The following is a 20,447-nucleotide window of genomic DNA, read 5'->3' on the forward strand; positions in this document are numbered from 1 at the left end:
CAAAAACTATACGTACATTGCGAAGGGTTTGGGCATAGCCACCGCCCTTGGCACCTCCCTAGACTTTCCACCCATGCGCAGTCTGCTTCCGGGCAAACCGTTAAAAATAAAAAGAATGACCATGACTGAAAAAATGCATTCCCGATTTGAGCACAACCGTGAGATTGCCTTACAGCTATTTGCCAACCAGGGATTCGCCCAGGTCAGCTTGCGCAAACTGGCAACCCACATGGGAATGTCTACAGCGGCGTTGTACAGCCACTGTAGCAGTAAAGAGGAATTGCTATTCGATGCTCTGGAAGAGCATTACGAAAATATTCTGACCATTGTCAACCGGGGAGTACGCAACAGCGCCCCACTACAACAACGCCTGCTGCAGATCACTCAGGCGATCGCAGAACAGTATCAACGCGCGCCGTGGTACTTCCAACTGGCCAACCGTGAACGGCATTGCCTTAAGACGGCTCATCGCCAACAGATCGAGCAGCTGCGGCAACTGATCAGCCTGCAATTGCAACAGCTGTGTGCGAACCCGATGAATAAACCAGCCCGCTGTACACATGCCATTGGCCAAGTCGCCCTGAACTTGCTGGAACAACTACCGGTCTGGGTGGATGAAACCAGCGTGAGTGCTGACAGGCAGCAACAACTGATCAAAGCCCTAATTCAGGGGTTCTTCACTCAGCTCCCAGAACTGCATGAAGAACCCGCTATACCCGAGGAACCACACTATGCCGAGTTACAACGCCGATCTGCGTGAAGCACGCTTTATTCTTCATGATGTTTTTGATGCAGCCAGCGTGTGGGCGCGACTGCCGGAGCTGGCTGAACGTATTGATGCCGATACCGCCAACGCAATTCTCGAAGAAGCAGCCAAAGTCACCGGCAGCCTGATCGCCCCGCTGAACCGCAGCGGCGATGAAGAAGGCGCACAGTGGATTAACGGCGAAGTACGCACGCCGGCAGGCTTCAAAGAAGCCTATGCCACCTACATTGAAGGCGGCTGGGTCGGCCTGGCAGGCAACCCGAATTACGGCGGTATGGGCATGCCAAAGATGCTTGCCGTTGCCTTTGAAGAAATGCTGTATGCCGCAGGTTCCAGCTTTGCCCTGTACTCGGCGCTAAGCTCCGGCGCCTGCCTGGCCATTGATGCCCACGCCAGTGAAGAGCTGAAAAACTGCTACCTGCCACCCATGTACGAAGGACGCTGGGCCGGTTCCATGTGCCTGACCGAGCCCCACGCGGGCACTGACCTGGGCATTATCCGCACCAAGGCTGAGCCGCAGGCTGACGGTTCCTACGCCATCAGCGGCACCAAGATTTTCATCACCGGCGGCGAGCAGGATCTGACCGAAAACATCATCCATCTGGTGCTGGCCAAGCTGCCGGATGCACCGGCTGGGCCAAAGGGTATTTCCCTGTTCCTGGTACCGAAGGTGATGGTCAATGCTGACGGTTCGCTGGGCGCGAAAAACGCCGTGTCCTGTGGCTCCATCGAACACAAAATGGGCATCAAAGCCTCCGCCACCTGCGTGATGAACTTTGACGGTGCCACTGGCTACCTGATCGGCGAGGTCAACAAAGGCCTGGCCGCCATGTTCACCATGATGAACTACGAGCGTCTGTCCATTGGCATTCAAGGCATTGGTTGCGCCGAAGCGTCGTATCAGGCGGCACGTGACTACGCCCGCGAGCGCCTGCAAAGCCGTGCCGCTACCGGCCCAGTGGCGAAAGAGAAGGCAGCAGACCCGATCATCGTCCACGCCGATGTGCGCCGCATGCTGCTGACCATGAAGGGCATGACGGAAGGCGGCCGCGCGTTTGCCTGTTACGTCGGCCAACAGCTCGATCTGGCCAAATACAGCGTCGATCCTGCAGAGAAAAAGCAGGCAGAAGCGCTAGTTGCCCTGCTGACGCCAGTGGCCAAAGCGTTCTTTACCGACAGCGGTTTTGAAAGCTGCGTACATGGCCAGCAGGTATTCGGCGGCCACGGTTACATCCGCGAATGGGGCCAGGAGCAACTGGTGCGTGATGTGCGCATTGCGCAGATCTACGAAGGCACCAACGGCATTCAGGCACTGGACCTGCTCGGCCGTAAAGTCGTGGCCAATGGTGGCGAAGCACTGCGCCTGTTCACCAACGAAGCCCGCTCATTCGCTGCTGAAAACAGCACACCGTACAACGCTGCGCTGCTGGATGCGCTGAATCGTCTGGAGTCGGTGAGTGAGTGGCTGCTGAACGAAGCCAAGGCTGATCCAAATGCTGTCGGCGCAGCTTCGGTGGAATACCTGCACCTGTTCGGCTACACCGCGTATGCGTATATGTGGGTGCGTATGGCTGCCAGTGCAGAGCGTCTGCGGGCTGACGACGAGGTGTTCTACGCAGGCAAACTGGCCACTGCGCAGTTCTTCTTTGCCCGCCTGTTGCCACGTAGCTTGAGTCTGGAAGCCAGCATCCGTGCCGGCAGTGACGCGCTGTATCAACTGGAGGCGGAGCAGTTCTGATGATCGCTGCGGTGGATAAGCACAGCCTTATCCACCCTACGCTTGACCCCTGCTCACCTGCCGTCGCGTAGGGTGGATGGTCGAAGCCATCCACCAGCGGATACCACGCTGCCTACAGAATCTGGCGCCTATAGACGCGGTTTTAGCTGCGCATCGCATTCGTGCTTAACGTGGCCGGGCGGCGATCGCTTCTATTTCAAACATCAGCTCAGGCAGGGCCAAGGCGCTGACCTGAACGATGGAGTCAGCCGGATAGGGCGGGCTAAAGTAACGCTTGCGCAATTCCACCACATCCGGGAAGTAGGCCATATCGGTAACGAAGATGGTGACTTTGAGCACCTGATCCAGACTCGACCCACCGGTTTCCAGTACCCGTTTCAGGTTCTCGAAGGCACATTCGGCCTGGGCCATAAAGTTACCCACACCGACTATCTCGCCCTGCGGGTTCATGGCCGCCTGACCGGAGACAAACAGCAAATCCCCAAAGGCAATCCCCGGCGACAGGGCGAACGGTTCAAATGGGTCTGGCAGGGGTTGTACGAGTTGCTTGGTCATTGATTAATCGCCTCAGGGGTAATGCGCTTCAAGCGGCGCCATAAGGTGGTCTGGCTGATACCCAGGTATTCCGCAGCCAGTGTCTTGTTGCCGCCGAACTGCTTGAGTGCTTTGACGATCTCTTCCTGTTCCACCTGATGCAGGTGGCCGCCTTCATCCACTTCGCTTTCACTGTTGAACAGCTCAGGTGCCACGCGCGGCATGGCTTCGACCAATGCCTCACAGCTCCCATAAATGCGCAGGGACACCACCAGACGCTCGATGATGTTTTCCAGCTGGCGCACGTTGCCCGGCCAGGTGTAGCGGCGGAAGATCGGGGTGATCCCGCGGGTCAGCTCCACGGCATCCACTTCCACCGCATAGCGCTGGGCTTCACGGCGGATCAGGTATTCGGTCAGCAGCGGCACGTCTTCCATGCGCTCACGCAACGGCGGCAGCACCACAACGAAGGTACTCAGGCGGTAGTAGAGGTCTTCGCGGAAACGCCCGGCGCGCACTTCGGCCTGTAAGTCAGCGTTGCACGCCACCACGAACTTGATGTTGAGGGCGATTGCCCGCCGCGCGCCTACTGGACGCACTTCACGCTCCTGCAATACGCGCAGCAGTTTGGCCTGCTGCGGCAGTGGCATGGAGTTGATTTCATCCAAGAAGAAGGTGCCGTTGTTGGCGCTCTCCAAAAGGCCCGACTTACCGCCGCTTTTGGCGCTGGTAAAGGCCCCTTCGGCATAACCGAACAATTCCGATTCAAACAGCTCGGCAGGGATCGCCGCGCAGTTGATGGCTACAAACGGGCCAGCACTGTTCTGGCTGGCGGCATGAATCTGCCGCGCTGCCAGCTCTTTACCGGTACCGGTTTCGCCACGCAGCAGCACCGTGCCGGGGGTAGAGCCGTACAGGTGCAGCTGGCTCTGTACTTCCAGCATGCGGCTGGATTGGTAAACCATGCGCCGCTGCTGGTCGCTGGGCTGGGCCATGGGTTGTGGATAAAACATATACAGCGAGCCAATGGGCTCGTTATCCACTTCAAATGGCAGCTTATTCAGGGTACATAGACGGTCGCCGAGCAATAGCCCTTCCGCACGCAGACTGTCGGCCTCCAGCACGCGAGAGTCCAACACGCCACTGAGGCGGCGACGTTTGGGCAGGGTAGGGATCAAGCTCTGCGCAGCGCTGTTCCAGGCCACCACCACACCGCTACGGTTGGTGAACACTTGCGGGTTGGGGTTTTGCTCTAACAGGAACTGCTCGGTAGCCGCCTGCTGGCGCTCACGCTTGTACGCACCGGCATGGCGGATCGCCTTGCGCAGCAAGTTACGGCACGACTCGCGGGAGTACATCAACACCGAGTTGAGCCCCCACTGATCAGCCAGGTCGCACACATAGCTGGAGCCGATCACCACACCAATGCCTTCCGCACGCAGACTATGGAAAATCTCATGGGCATGCTCTGCCGTGCTGTAGGTGCGGTGAATCAGCTCCATCCCACCGAACAGGCGCAACAGCTCGACATTGGCCTCCTGCCGCTCATAGTTGAGCAGCAGAGCCTTGTCGGTAATGCGTCGGGCAGTGAGGAAGGCCTGAATCAGGTCCGACTGTTCCACCTTGAGCGCCAGCACCGGCACTGGCAGGGTGTCCTGCAGGTAAAAGGCGTTAGCCCCGGCGCTGGCGAAGATATCGACCTCTTGCCGCTCAACCAGCTCACGGGCTGCACGCACGGCATCATTGAAGATGTTGTCAATGATGGTGATGCTGGCCAGTGATTCGAACTCTGGAATCAGGCTGTGAATCAACCGGCTGACTTTGGAGTTGCCGATAAAACAGATCCTGACTCGCTCCAGCTCCTCATTCGCAAATTCCACAGCGCTACCTCTTATTCTTATTCAGGCGGCCGGCTCATTTACGCTCTGAAAACCCAGGGTTCCTCCAGCTGTCTCCATTGCTCGTAAGCCCTGACTTTCTCTGCATAGGTCAGGGTCTCACCTATTTCGTCCAATCCCTTGAGTAACCGCTGTTGACGCCCCTCATCCAGATCGAAAACGAAACGCAGGTCCGCAACACGCAAGGTCCGATCACTCACATTGATGTGCGCCTGCACGCCCGGACTCTTTTCGGCCAGGTCGAACAAAGCATCGACGTGGTGTTGCTCAAGTTGTAACGGAAGTAACCCGTTGTTAAAGCAGTTGTTACGGAAGATATCGCCGAAACTGGGTGCAATAACCACACGCACACCAAAGTCCCTGAGCGCCCAGACCGCATGCTCCCTGCTGGAGCCGCAGCCAAAGTTGGCCTGAGCCAACACCACACTCCCTTGGTCGTACGGAGGTACATTCAAGATGCATGCCGGATTGGGTCTGCGGTTGACCAGCGGCGTGTCTATTTCGCCGGGATCAAGGTAGCGCTCGTCATCAAACAGGAAGTCGCCGAAACCGGACGACTCCAGGCTTTTCAGGTATTGCTTGGGCAGCAGCATGTCCGTATCGATATTGGTGCGATTGAACGGAATGATGATGCCTTCGTGCACTGTCAGCGGCTGCATGCTCACACGCTCCCCAAATCTGTAAGTTCACCCATAACCGCCGCAGCGGCAGCCATTGCCGGTGACATCAGATGAGTACGGCCACCCTTGCCCTGACGGCCTTCAAAGTTGCGGTTAGACGTAGCCGCGCAACGCTCGCCGGGGTTAAGGCGGTCAGCGTTCATGCCCAGGCACATGGAGCAACCCGGTGAGCGCCATTCAAAACCGGCGGCCTTGAAAATTCGGTCCAGCCCTTCGCGCTCAGCTTGCAAACGCACCAGACCAGAGCCCGGTACCACCAGCGCCTGTTTGACCCGTGGATGCACTTCACGGCCACGCAGCACCTCCGCCGCCGCGCGTAAATCTTCAATGCGCGCGTTGGTGCAAGAGCCGATAAAAATGCGGTCTACCGCAATGCCGCTCAGCGCTTGTCCGGCTTCCAGGCCCATATAGCGCAGGGCACGCTCCCAATCGGCGCGCTGCAAAGCGTCGCGGGCCTGATCAAGCGTGGGAATACGGCCGTTGATGGCGATCACCTGTTCCGGCGAGGTGCCCCAGGTGACTTGAATTCCGACCTGCGCAGCGTCGATCTCCAGCTCCTGATCGAAGACTGCATCAGCATCCGAATGCAGGGTGCGCCAGTGAGCCACCGCCGCCTCCCATTGCGCTCCGCTGGGTGCCATCGGCCGGCCTTTTACGTAAGCCTCGGTTTTGGCGTCATAAGCCACCAGTCCGACCCGCGCACCGGCTTCGATGCTCATGTTGCACAGCGTCATGCGCGCTTCCATGCTCAGCGCTTCAATCGCCTCACCACAGAATTCGATGGCGCAGCCAGTACCGCCGGCAGTGCCGATCATGCCGATGATGTACAAGGCCAGGTCTTTGGCCGTTACTCCTTCACTCAGGCGATTGATCACCCGAATGCGGAAATTCTTTTGCTTGCGGCTGCGCAGGGTTTGCGTGGCCAGTACATGTTCCACTTCGCTGCTGCCGATGCCATGGGCAAGGGCCGCCAACGCGCCGTGGGTGGCGGTGTGCGAGTCACCGCAAACCAGTGTCATGCCGGGCAAGGTCAGGCCTTGCTCCGGGCCAACCACATGGACGATGCCCTGGCGCACGTCGTTGAGTGGAAACAACGGCACACCAAACTCAATGCTGTTGCGTTCCAGCGCGGCGATCTGCTGGCGGGCAATCGCATCGCTGACACCTTCAACCCCTTGCTCTCGGCTCAGGGTCGGGACGTTGTGATCGGGGGTCGCAAGTGACGTATCCAGCCGCCAGGGTTTTCGCCCGGCCAGTCGCAGGTTGGAAAATGCCTGCGGTGAGGTCACCTCATGCAGCAGGTGCCTGTCGATATATAAAAGCGTGGAGCCATCCGGAAGTTCATCAATCCGGTGGCGCGCCCACAGCTTGTCGTAGAGTGTCTGCGCTCCCACGTGTGTGTCCTCTGTTCTTCAAGGCTTAATTCAGGTCCGTCCAGGGAATCCAGCGGTAAAGTTCTTGCCCGCTGGTATCAGGGACTTTGTACCCACAGTAGGTATCCAGCCGGCCTTCAGCTTTGGGCTGAATCAGGCAGTACGGCTTGTAACAATCTTCATCAATCTGTTGCTGATCCAGACGCGCCCGGGCCTGTGCCTGCTTGTGCAGTGCACTGTCGCCATGACGGCCTTCACGCACCGCAACACTGGCGCGAAAATGCTCCACCCAGGCCTGGGCATAAAGCTGGCAGGCCGCTGACTGGGTGCGGATAGGCGATGAATAGGTCGTGGTATTCATACGCTCGCTCGCACACCCGGCCAGCAGCCCCAGCAGCAGTACGCTCCCGGCACTACGCCAGCAACGCAAGGCACTGCTCCAGTGGGCGGACATCCACATACTTCAGTTGCAGGTCAAACAAGTTGGCCTTGTGTGCATCCTGATTGCGATCGCCCACAGCCTCTTCCGGCACCAGCACGCGCAGGTCGTTCTGCAAACCATCGACCGCTGTCGCCCGCACGCAACCACTGGTGGTCAGGCCGGTCACCATCACACCATCCACACCGGCTGCATCCAGCCGGGCTTTCAGGTCAGTGCCGAAGAAGGCGCTGGCCCAGTGCTTAACCAGCACCGGCTCATCCGCCAGCGGTGCCAGGCGCGGGTCGATCTCCACCAGCTTGCTGCCGGCTTCGAGGACGTTCAGGCTCGGCAGCTTCTCGCGGAAGACGCGGGCCTGCTCCGGATTGTCATACGCCACAGTGGTGAAGATCACTGGCCAGCCCCGCTGCCGGAAGGCAGCGAGGAGGCGCTGGTTCGCTTCGACCACCTGTGGGCAGTCGGAGGCCAGCGGGCTCAGGCTGGGGTCAGTAAACCCCAGGCTGAGATCCACCAGAATCAAGGCATATCGCTTGGCTGCTACCAACTCACGCGATTCCAATGCCATGGCTTAGCTCCAGACCGGAGTGGCAGGAGCGGGCAGGCCGGTTTCAGCCAGGCAGCGGGCTTTCAGTTCTTCCACCGTGCCACCACGGTTGAAGAGGGTGATCTCGCCACGGGCTTTGCTCAGCTCTGCACGCAGGGCTTCGGTTGCCGCCGCATTAACGCTGTCACCTTCAATCACCACACCATAACGGCGGGCACCTTCAACGCTGACCAGGCCGCGCTGTACGTCCTGCAGGACTTTTGCGGTGTCACGCTTGAACGGATCACCCCAGCCGCCGGCACCCCAGGTGTCGAACAGCAGCAGATCGCCGGCTTTAACCACGATGTTGTCGCACTTGGACGGCAGCATCTGACGGGTTCCATCGACACGGATCAGCTCTTTACGGCTGCGTGCGCCCGGCTCACCACCGTTAACGCCCCACGGGTAGGTCAACCAGCGGTCGTCGTGGATGGAAATCTCGCCATCGGCCAGCAGGCGATAGCTCACACGCAGGCCGTTACCGCCGCGATGGAAGCCCGCGCCGCCAGTGTCGGTGAGGGTTTCGTAGCTTTCGATACGCAGCGGGAAGTACGCCTCAACGAATTCGTTCGGCACGTTGGTAAAGCCCGGCCACAGCGAGTGACCGTCGGCACCGTCGCCAGCCGGACGGCCCGGGATACCACCGAAACCGATCTGGAACAGCTGGAACCATTCGCCGTTTTTGTCGTAACCGGAGTACATGAAGTGCGGGGAATCGGAGAAGCCCGCTGCGTTCATGGCTTCCGGCGTGCCCTGGCCCAGCAGGCCGCCCATCATGTCGAAGATACGACCAAGCGCGTGGGTACGGCAGGACAGTGCAGCCGGGAAGTTCGGCTTAAGCAGCGAGCCTTTCGGGATACGCACGTCAACCAGGTCGTAGAAACCGTCGTTGAGCAGAATCGCCGGGTCGAACAGGCTGATGGTCAGCGCGCCAAAGAAGATCTTGAACATCTCTTCGTTGACGTAGAAGTTCACCGAAGACGGTGCCTGCGGGTCAGTCCCTTCAAAGTCGAAGATAGCTTTCTCGCCTTCACGCCACAGGGCGCAACGCAGGGTGTACGGGCCAAGGCCAGCTCCGTCGTCACAAATGTAGTCTTCAAACACCTGGCGCTCTTCAGAGACCACGCGCTGAATCACTTCTTTCATGGCGCGACGGGTGCGGTCGAGCATTTCCTGCTGGGCGCTGTAGAACACATCGTCGCCGAAGCGCTCAGCCAGCTCCACACAGCGCTTACCGGCAGTACGGCAGGCAGCAACGATGGCGTTCAGGTCCGAACGGTTCCAGCGCGGCAGACGCACGTTGTGCAGGATGACGTCGAGCATGTCGCTGTTCATCACGCCTTTGCGGTACAGCTTGACCGGCGGAATGCGGATGCCTTCTTCCCAGATCGAGCTGGCGTTGGTCGGCAGCGAACCCGGAACCTTGCCGCCCACGTCGGACATATGACCGAACATGGCGGAGTAGTTGATCACGCGGCCGTCTTTGAAGATCGGCATCAGCACCAGCCAGTCCGGCAGGTGGCTGACCGCACCGTTGCACAGGTACGGGTCGTTGGTGAGGAAGATGTCGCCTTCTTCGATCTCGCCGGTGTAGTTCTCCAGGAAACCAGTGATGAAGGAGCCGAATTGGCCGACGATCATCTTGCCTTCACTGGTGGCAATCAGCGGGAAGGCGTCGCCCTGCTCGCGGATACCGGGGCTCATGGCGGTGCGGAAAAGCACAGCATCCATCTCGAAACGGGCGTTGCTCAGGGCGTTTTCGACGATGTCGATGGTGATGCTGTCGACCGGTACGCGCTTGAACGGGGTGTTATTAGTCTGCTTGATACGCGCAACCATGATGCTTACTCCTGCGGACGAATCAGCAGGTTGCCGACGCGGTCAACCGCCGCTTCGTAACCTGGGAACACAACAGTGGTGGAATCCATTTCCATAACGATGGCAGGGCCCGCAACGACCATGCCCGGAGCCAACTTGCTGCGGTCATAGAGGGTGGCGGTGTAGTCCTTGCCGGCGTAGTGGATCGGGCTTTCGCCGCTGACAGCATCAGCCAGCGCAGGCTGCTCGCCTTCGTACTGACGCTCAGTGATTTCCGGACGCGGAGCACGGGCAATGGCACGTAGGTTGATCAGCTCGTGGGAGTCTTCGAGGAAGAAGCTAAACAGCTGCTCGTGCTCTGCGTCGAAGGCACCAGTGATCACTTTCAGGCCGTCGCGGGCCAGGGCATCACGGTCGATTTCCAGGGTCAGTTGCAGGGCCTGGCCCTGATAGCGCACATCGGCCTGGAAGTTGAGCTGCTGGGATTCACGGGCAATGCCCTGAGCCGCCAGTGAGTCGCCGACCTGGCTGGCCAGCTGCTCAATGATTTGCAGCACTTCGTCCAGGGTCAGATCAGCCGTACGGCGGATGATCGAACGTGACGCTTCGTCTTTCACGCGGGTGGTCGCATCACCGTAGGCACACAGCACACCTGGGCCCGGCGGAATGATGACCGGCCATGCGTTCATCAGAATACCCATGGCGTTGGCGTGCAGCGGGCCTGCACCACCGAAACCGCAGAGGGCGAAGTCGCGTGGGTCGTAGCCTTGCTCAACACTGATCAGGCGCAGAGCACCATACATGTGTTCGTTGGCCAGACGGACGATACCTTCTGCCGCTTCGAACAGGGTAACGCCCATGGCGTCGGCGATTTTTTGTACAGCTTCAGTCGCCAGGTCATGACGGACCTGGAAGTCACCGCCAAGTTTTTGGATAGCCGGCAGGTAACCCAACACCACGTTGGCATCGGTCACAGTAGCCACTTCACCACCGCGGTTGTAGGCCGCAGGACCAGGTACAGCACCCGCACTTTCCGGGCCTACGCGCAGGGCACGGGTCAGTTCCGGCACGCTGGCCATGGAGCCACCACCGGCACCTACGGTACGTACGTCAACCGACGGAGCACGTACGGCAACGTCACCCACGCGGGTTTCACGGCGGATACGTGCTTGGTTGTTATCGATCAGGGCAACGTCAGTGGAGGTACCGCCCACGTCGAAGGTCAGCACGCGGCTGAAACCACCACGGGAACAGAACCAGATGGCACCCGCCACACCGCCGGCAGGGCCGGACAGCAGCAGGTTGACCGGTGTATTGGCCGCAGACTGGCTGGTGGCCAGACCGCCGTCCGAGCGCAGAATCGACAGCTGCGAGTGGCTGCCAATGCGCTGGTTCAACTCACCTTGCAGGTGGTTGATGTAATTCTCGACCTCAGGTCGTACGTAGCTGTTCACCACTGTTGTTTCGGTGCGCTCGTATTCCTGCATTTCAGGTACGACTTCAGAGGACAGGGAGACCGGAATACCCGGCATGACTTCATGGGCGATCTCGAGGATTTCGCGCTCATGCACGCCGTTTACATAGGCGTTAACCAGGCTGATGGTCAGGGCTTCGATGCCTTTTGCGGCCAGGCCTTTCAGGGCAGTGCGGATCTGTTCACGATCCAGCGGGCGCACAACCTCGCCATCTGCGCCAATGCGCTCGTTGGCTTCGATGGTCAGCTCCAGCGGCGCCAGCAGCTCACCTTTGTTCCAGATTACCCAGCCACCGAGGCCGCCCGGTACGAAGGAGCGGGCAATGTGCAGAACCTGCTTGTAGCCCTGGGTTGTGACCAGACCAACCTTCGCCCCACGGCGGGTCAGAATGGCGTTGGTGGCCACGGTTGTACCGTGCATCACCGCTTTGATTTGTGAAGGCTCAATGGCTGCGATCCCACAGATCCGCTCAATACCATTGAGTACAGCAATGGATGGGTTATGCGGCGTTGAAGGGACCTTGGCGGTGAAACTTTCGCCCGTCACATCATTAATCAACAGCAGGTCGGTAAAGGTGCCGCCTACGTCTACACCCAATCGAAAACTCATGGTTCCTCTCCAAGCGCTTCTTAGATTTGTATCGGCCGGGCTGCCTGAGGCAGCCCGGCGTCTTGCGCCTTAGCGAGCTACTTTTTCAAGCTCGCGCAGGTTTACATCGTCAGCAGTGATGCCCGGTGTGTTCATAGTGGTGCCATCGCCCAGCACGAACACAGTGCCATGACGACGCTGATAGTCGATGGTGAAGCCCGCTGCCGAAGCAATCGCGGTGTCACCGTCACCCAACTTGATGGTCTTGAGGTGGTAGTTCATCCACTTCCAGAACTCACCCTTACGGTCATAGGCCTCAGCCTGATAGAAGCGCGGGAACTGCGCATCCATGTACATGACCTTCTTGCCGTACGGGTGCTCTGGCGGAGTAACCGCTTCGATTACCCATACATCACGCGGCTCCCAGCCATCATTGGGGTTCCAGTGTGGGCCGTTATCCAGATCAACGATCGGGAATTCAGCGTTGCCTTTAGCTTTGGAGTCCCAGGCAGTCTGTGTGGAGTTGGCAACCACCAGCAGCTTACGCTTGCCAAGCAGTTTGTACTCCGGGTACCAGCTCGGGTGAGCGTTGAAGATTTCGATATCGTCGCTCAGCTGATCGGTGCCGCCAATCGGGTCCATCCAGGTACCGCCCGACAGACGACGGGTACGGCGCACGGACTTCACGTAAGCCCAGGAGTCTTCCAGCTTCGGCGAGTCGTAACGGATGGTGAACAGACCCAGACCGCGGATGTCGGACGGGTAAGTTGCGTACAGCAGGGTCTTGGTGAAGATGCTGCCATCACCCTCAACCGGGTTCTGTACCCCCAGACGGCCTTTCATTTGATAACGCAGGAAGCGCCACTCTTGCTTACGCTCCAGCCCGGATTTCGGGTCGATGAACAGGTACGCGAACTTCGGATAGTCCATCACGTTCTTGTTCGGCTGCGCGTAGTGGTGGTTCCAGATCAGCTTTTCAGCGGCATGAGGATCATCCGCTTTCACATCCGGGAACGGCATACCGGCGACCCAACCATCCACCTGGCGGGTGTCCGGGTTGAAGGTGGCTTTACCGGCATTAGCCTGGGTGGCCGCCATGTAATCCTTACCCAGCGTGATCGGCTGCGAAGCTTTGAGGTTGATCTGCAGACCTTCCTCACGAATCAGCTTCTGCATGCGCTCGGTCAGCAGGTCCTTGATGGCTGTACCTTCGAAGGTATCGGCCAGGTGCTGGTCGAGGTTGCTTGCATTGATTTTGCTGCCTGGGGTCAGCTCCGCCGCATAGGCGGTGAAGCTGGCCGACAGGCTCAGAGCCAGGGCACTGGCCAGACAGCTAAGACGCATTTTCATTGTTGTCATCTCCTGGTCTTAGAAGTTGTAAGTCACACGCAAGGACAGTTGGTCGTTGCCATTGAAGTAACCAAACAGGTTGGTGTTGTTGAACCCTTGCAGGGCGCGCTTCTGGCTTTCGTCATCAAAGAAGATGTCGGCCTCAGCACGGATCCGCCAGTTGTCGCCGTAAGCGAACTCAACCGCAGGAATCAGGAAGCTGCCGCCATAGGTCATGTCGGTGCCCACTGCGATGCTTGGGTTGATGCGGTCGTTGTCGTAGTTCATGCCCAGAATCGCGGTGGCGATGGTGGAGAACTCTTTGGTACGGCCGCTGAAGCCAGCGCTGTTGACCAGCTCGTCGTCGCGGTCGTAGTCGGTGATCCAGGTGTTAAACAGCTGAACCGAGAAGAAGGACGGACGGCTGGTGCCGAGGAACTTCTGCAGGGCCAGTTGCTTATCAAGACGTAGCATGGTCTTGACCACATCCTTCTCTTTGATGCCGCAGAAGCCTGGGAAGAAGGCGCAGCCACCTGCTTCGCCCGCTTGCAAGCCGAAGTTATACGGCGAGTCCGGAATGTAGGAGAACTCGGTGGAGAACACCGCGTCGATCGATTCCAGATAGCGGTTAGCAGAAATACCGAACACATCCACGAACGGATAAATCAGCTCACCCACCGTCGAGCCTGCGTCCGAGTTGTATTCACCCTTGTAGGCACCGGCGAATTTAGCGCCGCTGGCTGCATCACCCACGCCCAACGGGTTGTTCGGGTTCGGGTTGATCACCGGGTTAACCGACGGGCCATGGAACCAGGCCAGGGAGTATTCCCATTCGCCCGCCATCGACTTCCAGCGCAGACCGTAGGATGGATCATCCATGTCGGCATCTTTGTGGTCGAAGTTGTACGGCACGTCCGCACCGAAGGTGGCGGTACGGAAGGTAATCCCCTTGTTCGGGTTGTTGGCCCAGCGGCCGCCGTCGACGTCGAAGGAGTTACCACGATCGTAGGCGCTGTTCATGCGACCGGGGATGTAGATCATCTGCAGGGTGCCATCGAGTTCGTTGAACTCCTGCTGCAGGTTGACCATCCACAGCGGCTTGCGCACGTCTTCGTTTTCCGGCTCAAGGAACGAGCGGATACGCTGATCGTAGCCGTGGATCACGTCCATGGACTGGAAGAAGTCGGTCTCTCCCCAGACCACCTGCTGTTTACCCAGTTTGAGAATGGTGTTCGGGGTGACTTTGGTCTGCCACCACAACTCGCGCAGCTCCTCGCTGTTGTAGACGTCGTCCATCAGATTGACTTGCGACTTGTTACGGTCGCTGAACATATCCGATGCCGCGTTCTGATCCATGACTTCCTGAAGGTCTTTCAGGTAGTTGGTTTCGTGCTCGCGGTTAACCCGGCCTGAAACGTAGAACTGGGAGTCGCCGAACTCTTTGAACAGATTGAGCTTCAGCGTGGCACGGGCCATGGACATGTCGTAACGGTAGTCACCTTTACGTTCTGCCCCGACCAGAGCGTTTGCGTCGTCCCCATCCATCAGGTAAGGATTCTCAAGGTTCCAGGAGAAGTGGGTACGTGCGTAACCACTTACTTCCCAATTGTCGAAGAATCCATCTTCAGCATGCACGGTTGTGTGTGCACCCGCCGCCATCATGACTGCACAGGCCAACGGAGTTAAAAGCTTGGTTTTTCTTTTCATTATCAGCTCCAGTTATGCTCAGGTTGGAGAGCGTGCCCGGTGGTCTGGGCCTCTTTCGACGGGCTGTGTTCGAAGATGAACTTCGGCTTGAACACGAGCGCCAGCGAAGGCATGACAAACAGAGAAGTGAGTGCTGAAACCATCAGCCACAGCCCGATGAGCATGCCCATCTCTGCCTGAAAACGGAGGGAGGAGAACGACCAGAACAGTACGCCTGCGGCTAGGGTGAAGGCGGTCAGCAGCACGCCACGACCTGCCGAGCCGAGAGACTGCAGCACCGCATCCAGCGGATCAGCGTCCGGATGTTTCTCCAGGTATTCCTTGATCGAATCGACGATGTAGAAGGCGTAATCCACACCCAGGCCAATCCCCAGCGCCACCACCGGCAAGGTGCTGATGCTCATGCCGATGTCTTGCCAGGCCATGAAGGCGAACGTCACCACGTTGGAGATCGCCACCGGGATGATGAAGAACACGCCGCTGACCGAAGAGCGGTACACCACCAGGCAGCACACAACGACCACCAGGAAGGCCAGGGCAACCGCCTCAATCTGGTCACTGAGGAGGATTTCGTTAACCGCGGCGATGATGCCCAGCACACCACCCACCAGCTTCACCTCAGCGCCTTCCAGCGGATTTTCGGCAATGAACTGTTTGGCGTAGTGCGTAGCCTTACGCAGGGTGTCGCCTTTGTGGTCACGGAAGAACAGGGTTACAGCACCGTTCTTGAAGTGAACGTCGGTGAACTGGGCCAGATCGCCTGGGTCAGCACCTTGCATGTAGAAGCTGATCAGCTCGCCGTTTTCGACTTTGCTGCCGCCCAACTCACGGAAACGCGGGTTGCCTTCATAGAGGTTACGGCGGATGTCGACCACGATGTCAGCCATAGAAATGGCACCACCGATCTCTTCCTGACGCTCCATGTAGCGGGAGAAACGCATCATCCAATCGAGCACTTCCGGGCTCTTCATGGTGTCGTTGTCCTTGCCCTCAATCACCACGAACATCTGCTCGGAGCCAGGGTACAGACGGTTGATCAGCGCACTGTCTTTGTTGAAGGAGGAGTCTTGCCAGAGGATCGGCGAACCATCACTGGCATCACCAATAGTCAGGCGCGTGGCCTCAAAGACCAGACCGGAGACCACCACAATCACCAGCGGCGCTACCACGTAACGGGCACGGGTACGCACCACCCACTTGGCACCGGACAGGATCACGCGCATGAAGCCATCCAGGTTGAACGGATGCGCATAACCTTGCGGACGCTTGATGAAAGACAGCAGAGCAGGGGTCAGGAACACCGCAGAGACGGTGATGGTCATCACCCAGATGGCACCGACGATGGCCACTTTTTGCAGCAGCGGAATCGGCGTCAGGATCACGCAGAGGATGGCACCGGCGTCGGCATACAAGCCGAGCATGCTGGGGCGCCACAGTTCGCGCATGGTCTGCTCAGCCGCACGGCGGGCGTCAATCTGACCGTCGCCGGAGACCAGATCATCGAAGCGAGTGATCATCTGCACCGAGTGCGACAGCGCACGGGCGGTAATGATGAACGCCACCACGATCACCAACGGATCGAAGTTGTAGCCCAGCAGGTTGCCGATACCCAACGCCCAGATCGCCGACACAGTACCTGCCATAAACGGCAGGATGGTGCCGCGCCATGTGCGGCTGAAGACGAACAGCAGCAGCAACATAGCGCCCAGCGAGAGCAGGGACAGGCTGACGGTTTCTTCCAGGTAGTGAGCAACCCAGCCATACAGAATCGGCTCACCGACCAAATGCAGACTGACCTGTTCTTTTACCGGTGAGGCGTCCAGCAGGGCCTGGATTTGCGGGTAGATTTTGCTGTAGTCGACCAGGTGATCGTAGAAGTCCACCTGAATCAGCGCCGAGCTCAGTTCACGGTCCACATACAGGCCGTAAACCATCGGATTGTTCAGCACCGCCTGACGCAGCTCGATGATTTCCGCCTCAGATGTCGGCACGTTCGGCCACATCATCGGCTTGGTCTCAATCCCTTCACTGGAGGCGTTAACGCGCTTGAGCTTCTTCGACGCCAGCGAGGTGATCTGCATCGGGTTTACACCTTCGACCTTCTGCAAGTCGTAGGTGATGCGCCGCACTTCTTCGAGGATCTCCGGTTTGAAGATTTCCCCTTCACGCGCTTTGACCAGAATGGTGACGCGGTTACTGGCAGCAAAGCTGTCCTGATACTTCTGATGCACCTGCACATACGGGTGATCGTGCGGGACCATGTCACTGAAGCGGGTGCGGATATCCAGGCCACTCAGCGACGCGGCAAACGCGATGGTCGCCAGAGCAATGGCGATACACACCGCAATGCGGTTGCGGATAGACCACGCGGCCAGGCGCGCGGTGTAATTAATAACGCCAGTCATTACTGGTTCTCCTTGATCAACAACCGGAGGTCTTCTGCGCCCAACAGGCCAACCTGCTTACCGATCAGCAGTACGCCGCGATCGGTATTGAGCAGACGGCTGTGGTAGCTCTTGTCGAGCCCGGCAGGGCTCCAGCGTTGCCAGCCTTTGGCAGGAACAGCCTCACGGCTCTGATACAGGGCACCGCGGTCGCCGGTGACGATCCAGCGGCCCTCGTTAAAGGTCACGTCGTAGAGATGCTCTTCGGTAAAGGCGGGTACTTCGCGCCAGCTTTCGCCCGCGTTCTCGCTGAGGTAGAAGCCACCGCGGTTGCCCACGGCTACGCCCACCTGGCCGTTGAACTTCAGAGCACGCAGGCTCTCGCTGCCCAGCTCTTGCACCTGCCAGCTCTGGCCGTGATCGACGCTGTGCAGCAGGCGGCCAAACTCGGCAGCAATCCACAGGTCATCGTTGGCACCGGCAGTAATGCTGTTGAGGGTGACGTCTTCATCAATGCTCAGCTGCTGCCAGTTAGTGCCATCGGCATCGCCACGCAGCAGGCTGCCGATCTCACCGACCACCCAGAAGTGGTTGTCGATAAAGGTGACGTCCAGCAGCTTGGCCACGGTGTCTTCACCCAGCACTTGCTGCTCTTTCCAGCTGCCGTCGTCCTGCTTAACCCACAGACGACCCTGGTTACCGACCACCACCACAGTGCCTTGCGGAGAAACCGCAATACCTTGCAAGTTATCTCGGCCCGGCACCTCTTCGCGGCTCCAGCTCTCACCGTTATCCAGCGACTCCAGCAGTGCGCCGTTCTGGCCAACCGCCCAGATGTGCTGGCCGTAAACTTCGGCATCAAAGAATGCATCGCGGTTTTCCAGCAGCGGCTGGTTCAGCGGATGCGGATTAACAGTGGGTTGTACGAACAGTGCAGCGTAAGAAAGGCTGCCGATGATCATCCACGGCGACAAACGCCCAACCCAGCTCAGACAGGTATTAAGCATGCTGCACCCCCTGCGCAACCTGGCGCTGTAACCAGCGGAAGGAATGGCCACCCAGCGGTGTTTCAGTCAGCGCCTCCACACGCTTGACGGCATCAACCAGTGCCAGACTGTCGATACCGGTTTCAAAGCCCATGGCATTGAGCATCAACACCAGGTCTTCAGTGGCCAGATTGCCGGTTGCGCCCGGTGAGAACGGGCAGCCGCCCAGACCACCGATAGAGCTGTCGAACTCACGCACACCGGCCTGCAATGAGGCCAGTACGTTGGCCAGAGCCATGCCGCGGGTGTCGTGGAAATGGCAGGAGAGGCGGCCAGCTTCGCTGAACGCCTGCAACGGCGTCAGCACCTTGCGCACCGCCAGCGGGTTAGCGGCACCAATGGTGTCGGCAATGATCACTTTGTCGGCACCGGCATCGAACATGCGCTGAGTCAGGGAGATCACGCGCTCAGCCGGAGTAATACCTTCAAACGGACACTCGAATGCCACCGCCACATAGGCGCGCGCCTCAAGCCCGTCCTCACGCGCACGCTGCATCAGCTCCGTGCACACCGCAGTGGTCTCATCCAGACTCATGCGGATATTGCGCTGGTTCATGGTTTCAGTGGCTGACAGCACCACCGCCACAGACTTAACCCCAGCCGCCTTAGCCAGCTCGTAGCCTTTGGCATTGGGGATCAGCGCCGAATAAGCGACCTGATCTGCCATCGGCAGCTGACCGAACAACTCATCAGTGCCGGCCATCTGCGGGACCGCTTTTGGCGATACGAAACTGCCGACTTCAACGCTGCGAATACCGGTATTGAGCAGCATCTGGATCATCTCCAGACGCTGCGCCACGCTCAGGGTCTTACCCTGGCTTTGCAGGCCGTCACGCGGCCCGACTTCATTAACGATTACGCGCTCGACCATGGCTCAGCCCACCACTTTTGCAGTGCGCAGCTCAGCGATGCGCGAATCATCCAGACCCAGCAGCGACTTCAGAACTTCGTCGGTGTGCTGGCCCAGCAGTGGCGGCGGGGTGTATAGCTCTTCGTTATCCACAGAGAGCTTGATTGGGTTGCCCGGTGCGTTGACCTTGCCACCTTCTGGGTGCTCAAGCTCAACCACCATCTTGCGATGCAGCACCTGCGGGTCAGTCAGGGCCTGCTCGAAGTTATTAACCGGGGCACACGGCACCCGTACGGAACTCAACTTCTCTACCCAGTAAGCGGTTGTCTGAGTCGAGAACACATCGTTGAGGATGCCTTCAATCAGCGCCTTGTTGGCGAGACGTTCAGGCTGCGTCTTGAACTTAGGGTCCTTGAGCGCTTCGATATCGAACAGGCTGATCAGGTTGTCCCAGAAGCTGTCGAAAATCACCGCGATGATCACGAAACCATCGCTGGTCTTGAAGGTGTTGTACGGCACGTGAACAAAGTGGCCGTTGCCCAGCGGCGTCGGGTTCTGCCCGCTGAGGAAATACATGGTGGCCATGTAGTTGAGCATGCTGATCTGGCAATCCAGCATGGAGATATCAACGTGCTGGCCGTGGCCTTTACTGGTACGCGATTGCAGCGCCGCCAGAATGCCCATTACCGCAAACATACCGCCGCCCAGATCACCAATCGGGATACCGGCGCGGGTTGGTTTGTCGGCGTTTTCACCGGTGATCGACATACCGCCACCGATGCCCTGTACCACCTGATCAAACGCCGGACGCTGGAAGTTCGGGCCGTCCTGACCAAAGCCGGTCACGGAGCAGGTGATGATGCGCGGGTTGACTGCTTTGAGGTGCTCGAAGTCGATCTTCAGCTTCGCTGGTACACCGGCACTGAAGTTATCCAGCACCACATCAGCGTTGCGCACCAAGTCATAGAAAAGCTCAAGGCCTGACTCGCTCTTGAGATCAATGCACACGCTCTTCTTGTTACGGTTAAGGGTCAGGAAGTACGCGCCCATACCCTTCAGAGAATTGTTTGGGTCTTTCGCCAATAACGCGCGAGTCCCCTCACCTGCCAGCGGCTCCACCTTGATGGTTTCAGCACCGAGGTCTGCCAGGATCATGCCGGCGTAAGGACCGGACAGCATGTGGGTCAAGTCAATGACCCGAATCCCCTCTAACGGCTTGCTCATATTGTTTCTCTTATT

The 20,447-nt window shown here is 58.7% G+C and carries 16 protein-coding genes; 2 read left to right on the forward strand and 14 right to left on the reverse strand.

The window, feature by feature from the left end; translation table 11 throughout:
* Positions 1-121 precede the first annotated feature (121 nt).
* Both AO726_RS06290 and AO726_RS06295 read left to right on the forward strand, forming a co-directional pair.
* A complete protein-coding gene (locus AO726_RS06290; RefSeq protein WP_058067226.1) occupies positions 122-760 on the forward strand; it encodes a TetR/AcrR family transcriptional regulator in 639 nt (212 codons plus the stop codon).
* Positions 732-2,504, forward strand: a complete 1,773-nt coding sequence (locus AO726_RS06295) for an acyl-CoA dehydrogenase C-terminal domain-containing protein (RefSeq protein WP_058067227.1) — start codon at positions 732-734, stop codon at positions 2,502-2,504. Before AO726_RS06290 ends, AO726_RS06295 begins: the two co-directional genes overlap by 29 nt.
* Before the next feature lie 165 nt (positions 2,505-2,669).
* Here the strand turns inward: AO726_RS06295 and AO726_RS06300 are convergent, their stop codons facing one another.
* The 14 genes from AO726_RS06300 to AO726_RS06365 form a co-directional block, all read right to left on the reverse strand.
* Positions 2,670-3,059 carry a RidA family protein gene (locus AO726_RS06300; protein ID WP_058067228.1) on the reverse strand — a complete coding sequence of 130 codons (390 nt, stop codon included), beginning with the start codon at positions 3,057-3,059 and terminating at the stop codon, positions 2,670-2,672.
* Positions 3,056-4,918: a sigma 54-interacting transcriptional regulator gene (locus AO726_RS06305; RefSeq protein ID WP_058067229.1), complete on the reverse strand. Its 1,863-nt coding sequence runs from the start codon at positions 4,916-4,918 to the stop codon at positions 3,056-3,058. The genes AO726_RS06300 and AO726_RS06305 overlap by 4 nt, the downstream gene beginning before the upstream one ends.
* A gap of 38 nt (positions 4,919-4,956) precedes the next feature.
* Entirely contained in the window at positions 4,957-5,595 is a 639-nt protein-coding gene (gene leuD / locus AO726_RS06310; protein ID WP_058067230.1) for a 3-isopropylmalate dehydratase small subunit, read from the reverse strand.
* A gap of 2 nt (positions 5,596-5,597) precedes the next feature.
* On the reverse strand, positions 5,598-7,010 hold the full coding sequence (gene leuC, locus AO726_RS06315) for a 3-isopropylmalate dehydratase large subunit (RefSeq protein WP_058067231.1): 1,413 nt from the start codon (positions 7,008-7,010) through the stop codon (positions 5,598-5,600).
* A gap of 25 nt (positions 7,011-7,035) precedes the next feature.
* Positions 7,036-7,419, reverse strand: coding sequence for a hypothetical protein (locus tag AO726_RS06320; RefSeq protein WP_058067232.1), 384 nt, complete (start codon positions 7,417-7,419; stop codon positions 7,036-7,038).
* Positions 7,403-7,993 carry an isochorismatase family protein gene (locus tag AO726_RS06325; protein WP_058067233.1) on the reverse strand — a complete coding sequence of 197 codons (591 nt, stop codon included), beginning with the start codon at positions 7,991-7,993 and terminating at the stop codon, positions 7,403-7,405. Before AO726_RS06325 ends, AO726_RS06320 begins: the two co-directional genes overlap by 17 nt.
* Positions 7,994-7,996: 3 nt before the next feature.
* On the reverse strand, positions 7,997-9,850 hold the full coding sequence (locus tag AO726_RS06330; RefSeq protein ID WP_058067234.1) for a hydantoinase B/oxoprolinase family protein: 1,854 nt from the start codon (positions 9,848-9,850) through the stop codon (positions 7,997-7,999).
* Between the two features lie 5 nt (positions 9,851-9,855).
* Entirely contained in the window at positions 9,856-11,913 is a 2,058-nt protein-coding gene (locus AO726_RS06335; RefSeq protein ID WP_058067235.1) for a hydantoinase/oxoprolinase family protein, read from the reverse strand.
* A 69-nt stretch (positions 11,914-11,982) separates the two neighbouring features.
* Entirely contained in the window at positions 11,983-13,242 is a 1,260-nt protein-coding gene (locus tag AO726_RS06340; RefSeq protein WP_058067236.1) for a DUF1329 domain-containing protein, read from the reverse strand.
* A gap of 18 nt (positions 13,243-13,260) precedes the next feature.
* On the reverse strand, positions 13,261-14,928 hold the full coding sequence (locus AO726_RS06345; protein WP_058067237.1) for a DUF1302 family protein: 1,668 nt from the start codon (positions 14,926-14,928) through the stop codon (positions 13,261-13,263).
* Positions 14,929-14,930: 2 nt separating this feature from the next.
* Positions 14,931-17,333 (reverse strand): efflux RND transporter permease subunit, encoded by a 2,403-nt coding sequence (locus AO726_RS06350; RefSeq protein ID WP_058067238.1) that lies wholly within the window; start codon positions 17,331-17,333, stop codon positions 14,931-14,933.
* Entirely contained in the window at positions 17,333-18,319 is a 987-nt protein-coding gene (locus AO726_RS06355) for a WD40/YVTN/BNR-like repeat-containing protein (protein WP_058067239.1), read from the reverse strand. The genes AO726_RS06350 and AO726_RS06355 overlap by 1 nt, the downstream gene beginning before the upstream one ends.
* A complete protein-coding gene (locus AO726_RS06360) occupies positions 18,312-19,229 on the reverse strand; it encodes a hydroxymethylglutaryl-CoA lyase (protein WP_058067240.1) in 918 nt (305 codons plus the stop codon). Before AO726_RS06360 ends, AO726_RS06355 begins: the two co-directional genes overlap by 8 nt.
* Before the next feature lie 3 nt (positions 19,230-19,232).
* On the reverse strand, positions 19,233-20,432 hold the full coding sequence (locus AO726_RS06365) for a CaiB/BaiF CoA transferase family protein (protein ID WP_058067241.1): 1,200 nt from the start codon (positions 20,430-20,432) through the stop codon (positions 19,233-19,235).
* Positions 20,433-20,447 lie beyond the last annotated feature (15 nt).

Origin of the sequence: Pseudomonas sp. TTU2014-080ASC (genome assembly GCF_001446935.1) — a bacterium.
In the GTDB taxonomy this organism is placed as follows: domain Bacteria; phylum Pseudomonadota; class Gammaproteobacteria; order Pseudomonadales; family Pseudomonadaceae; genus Aquipseudomonas.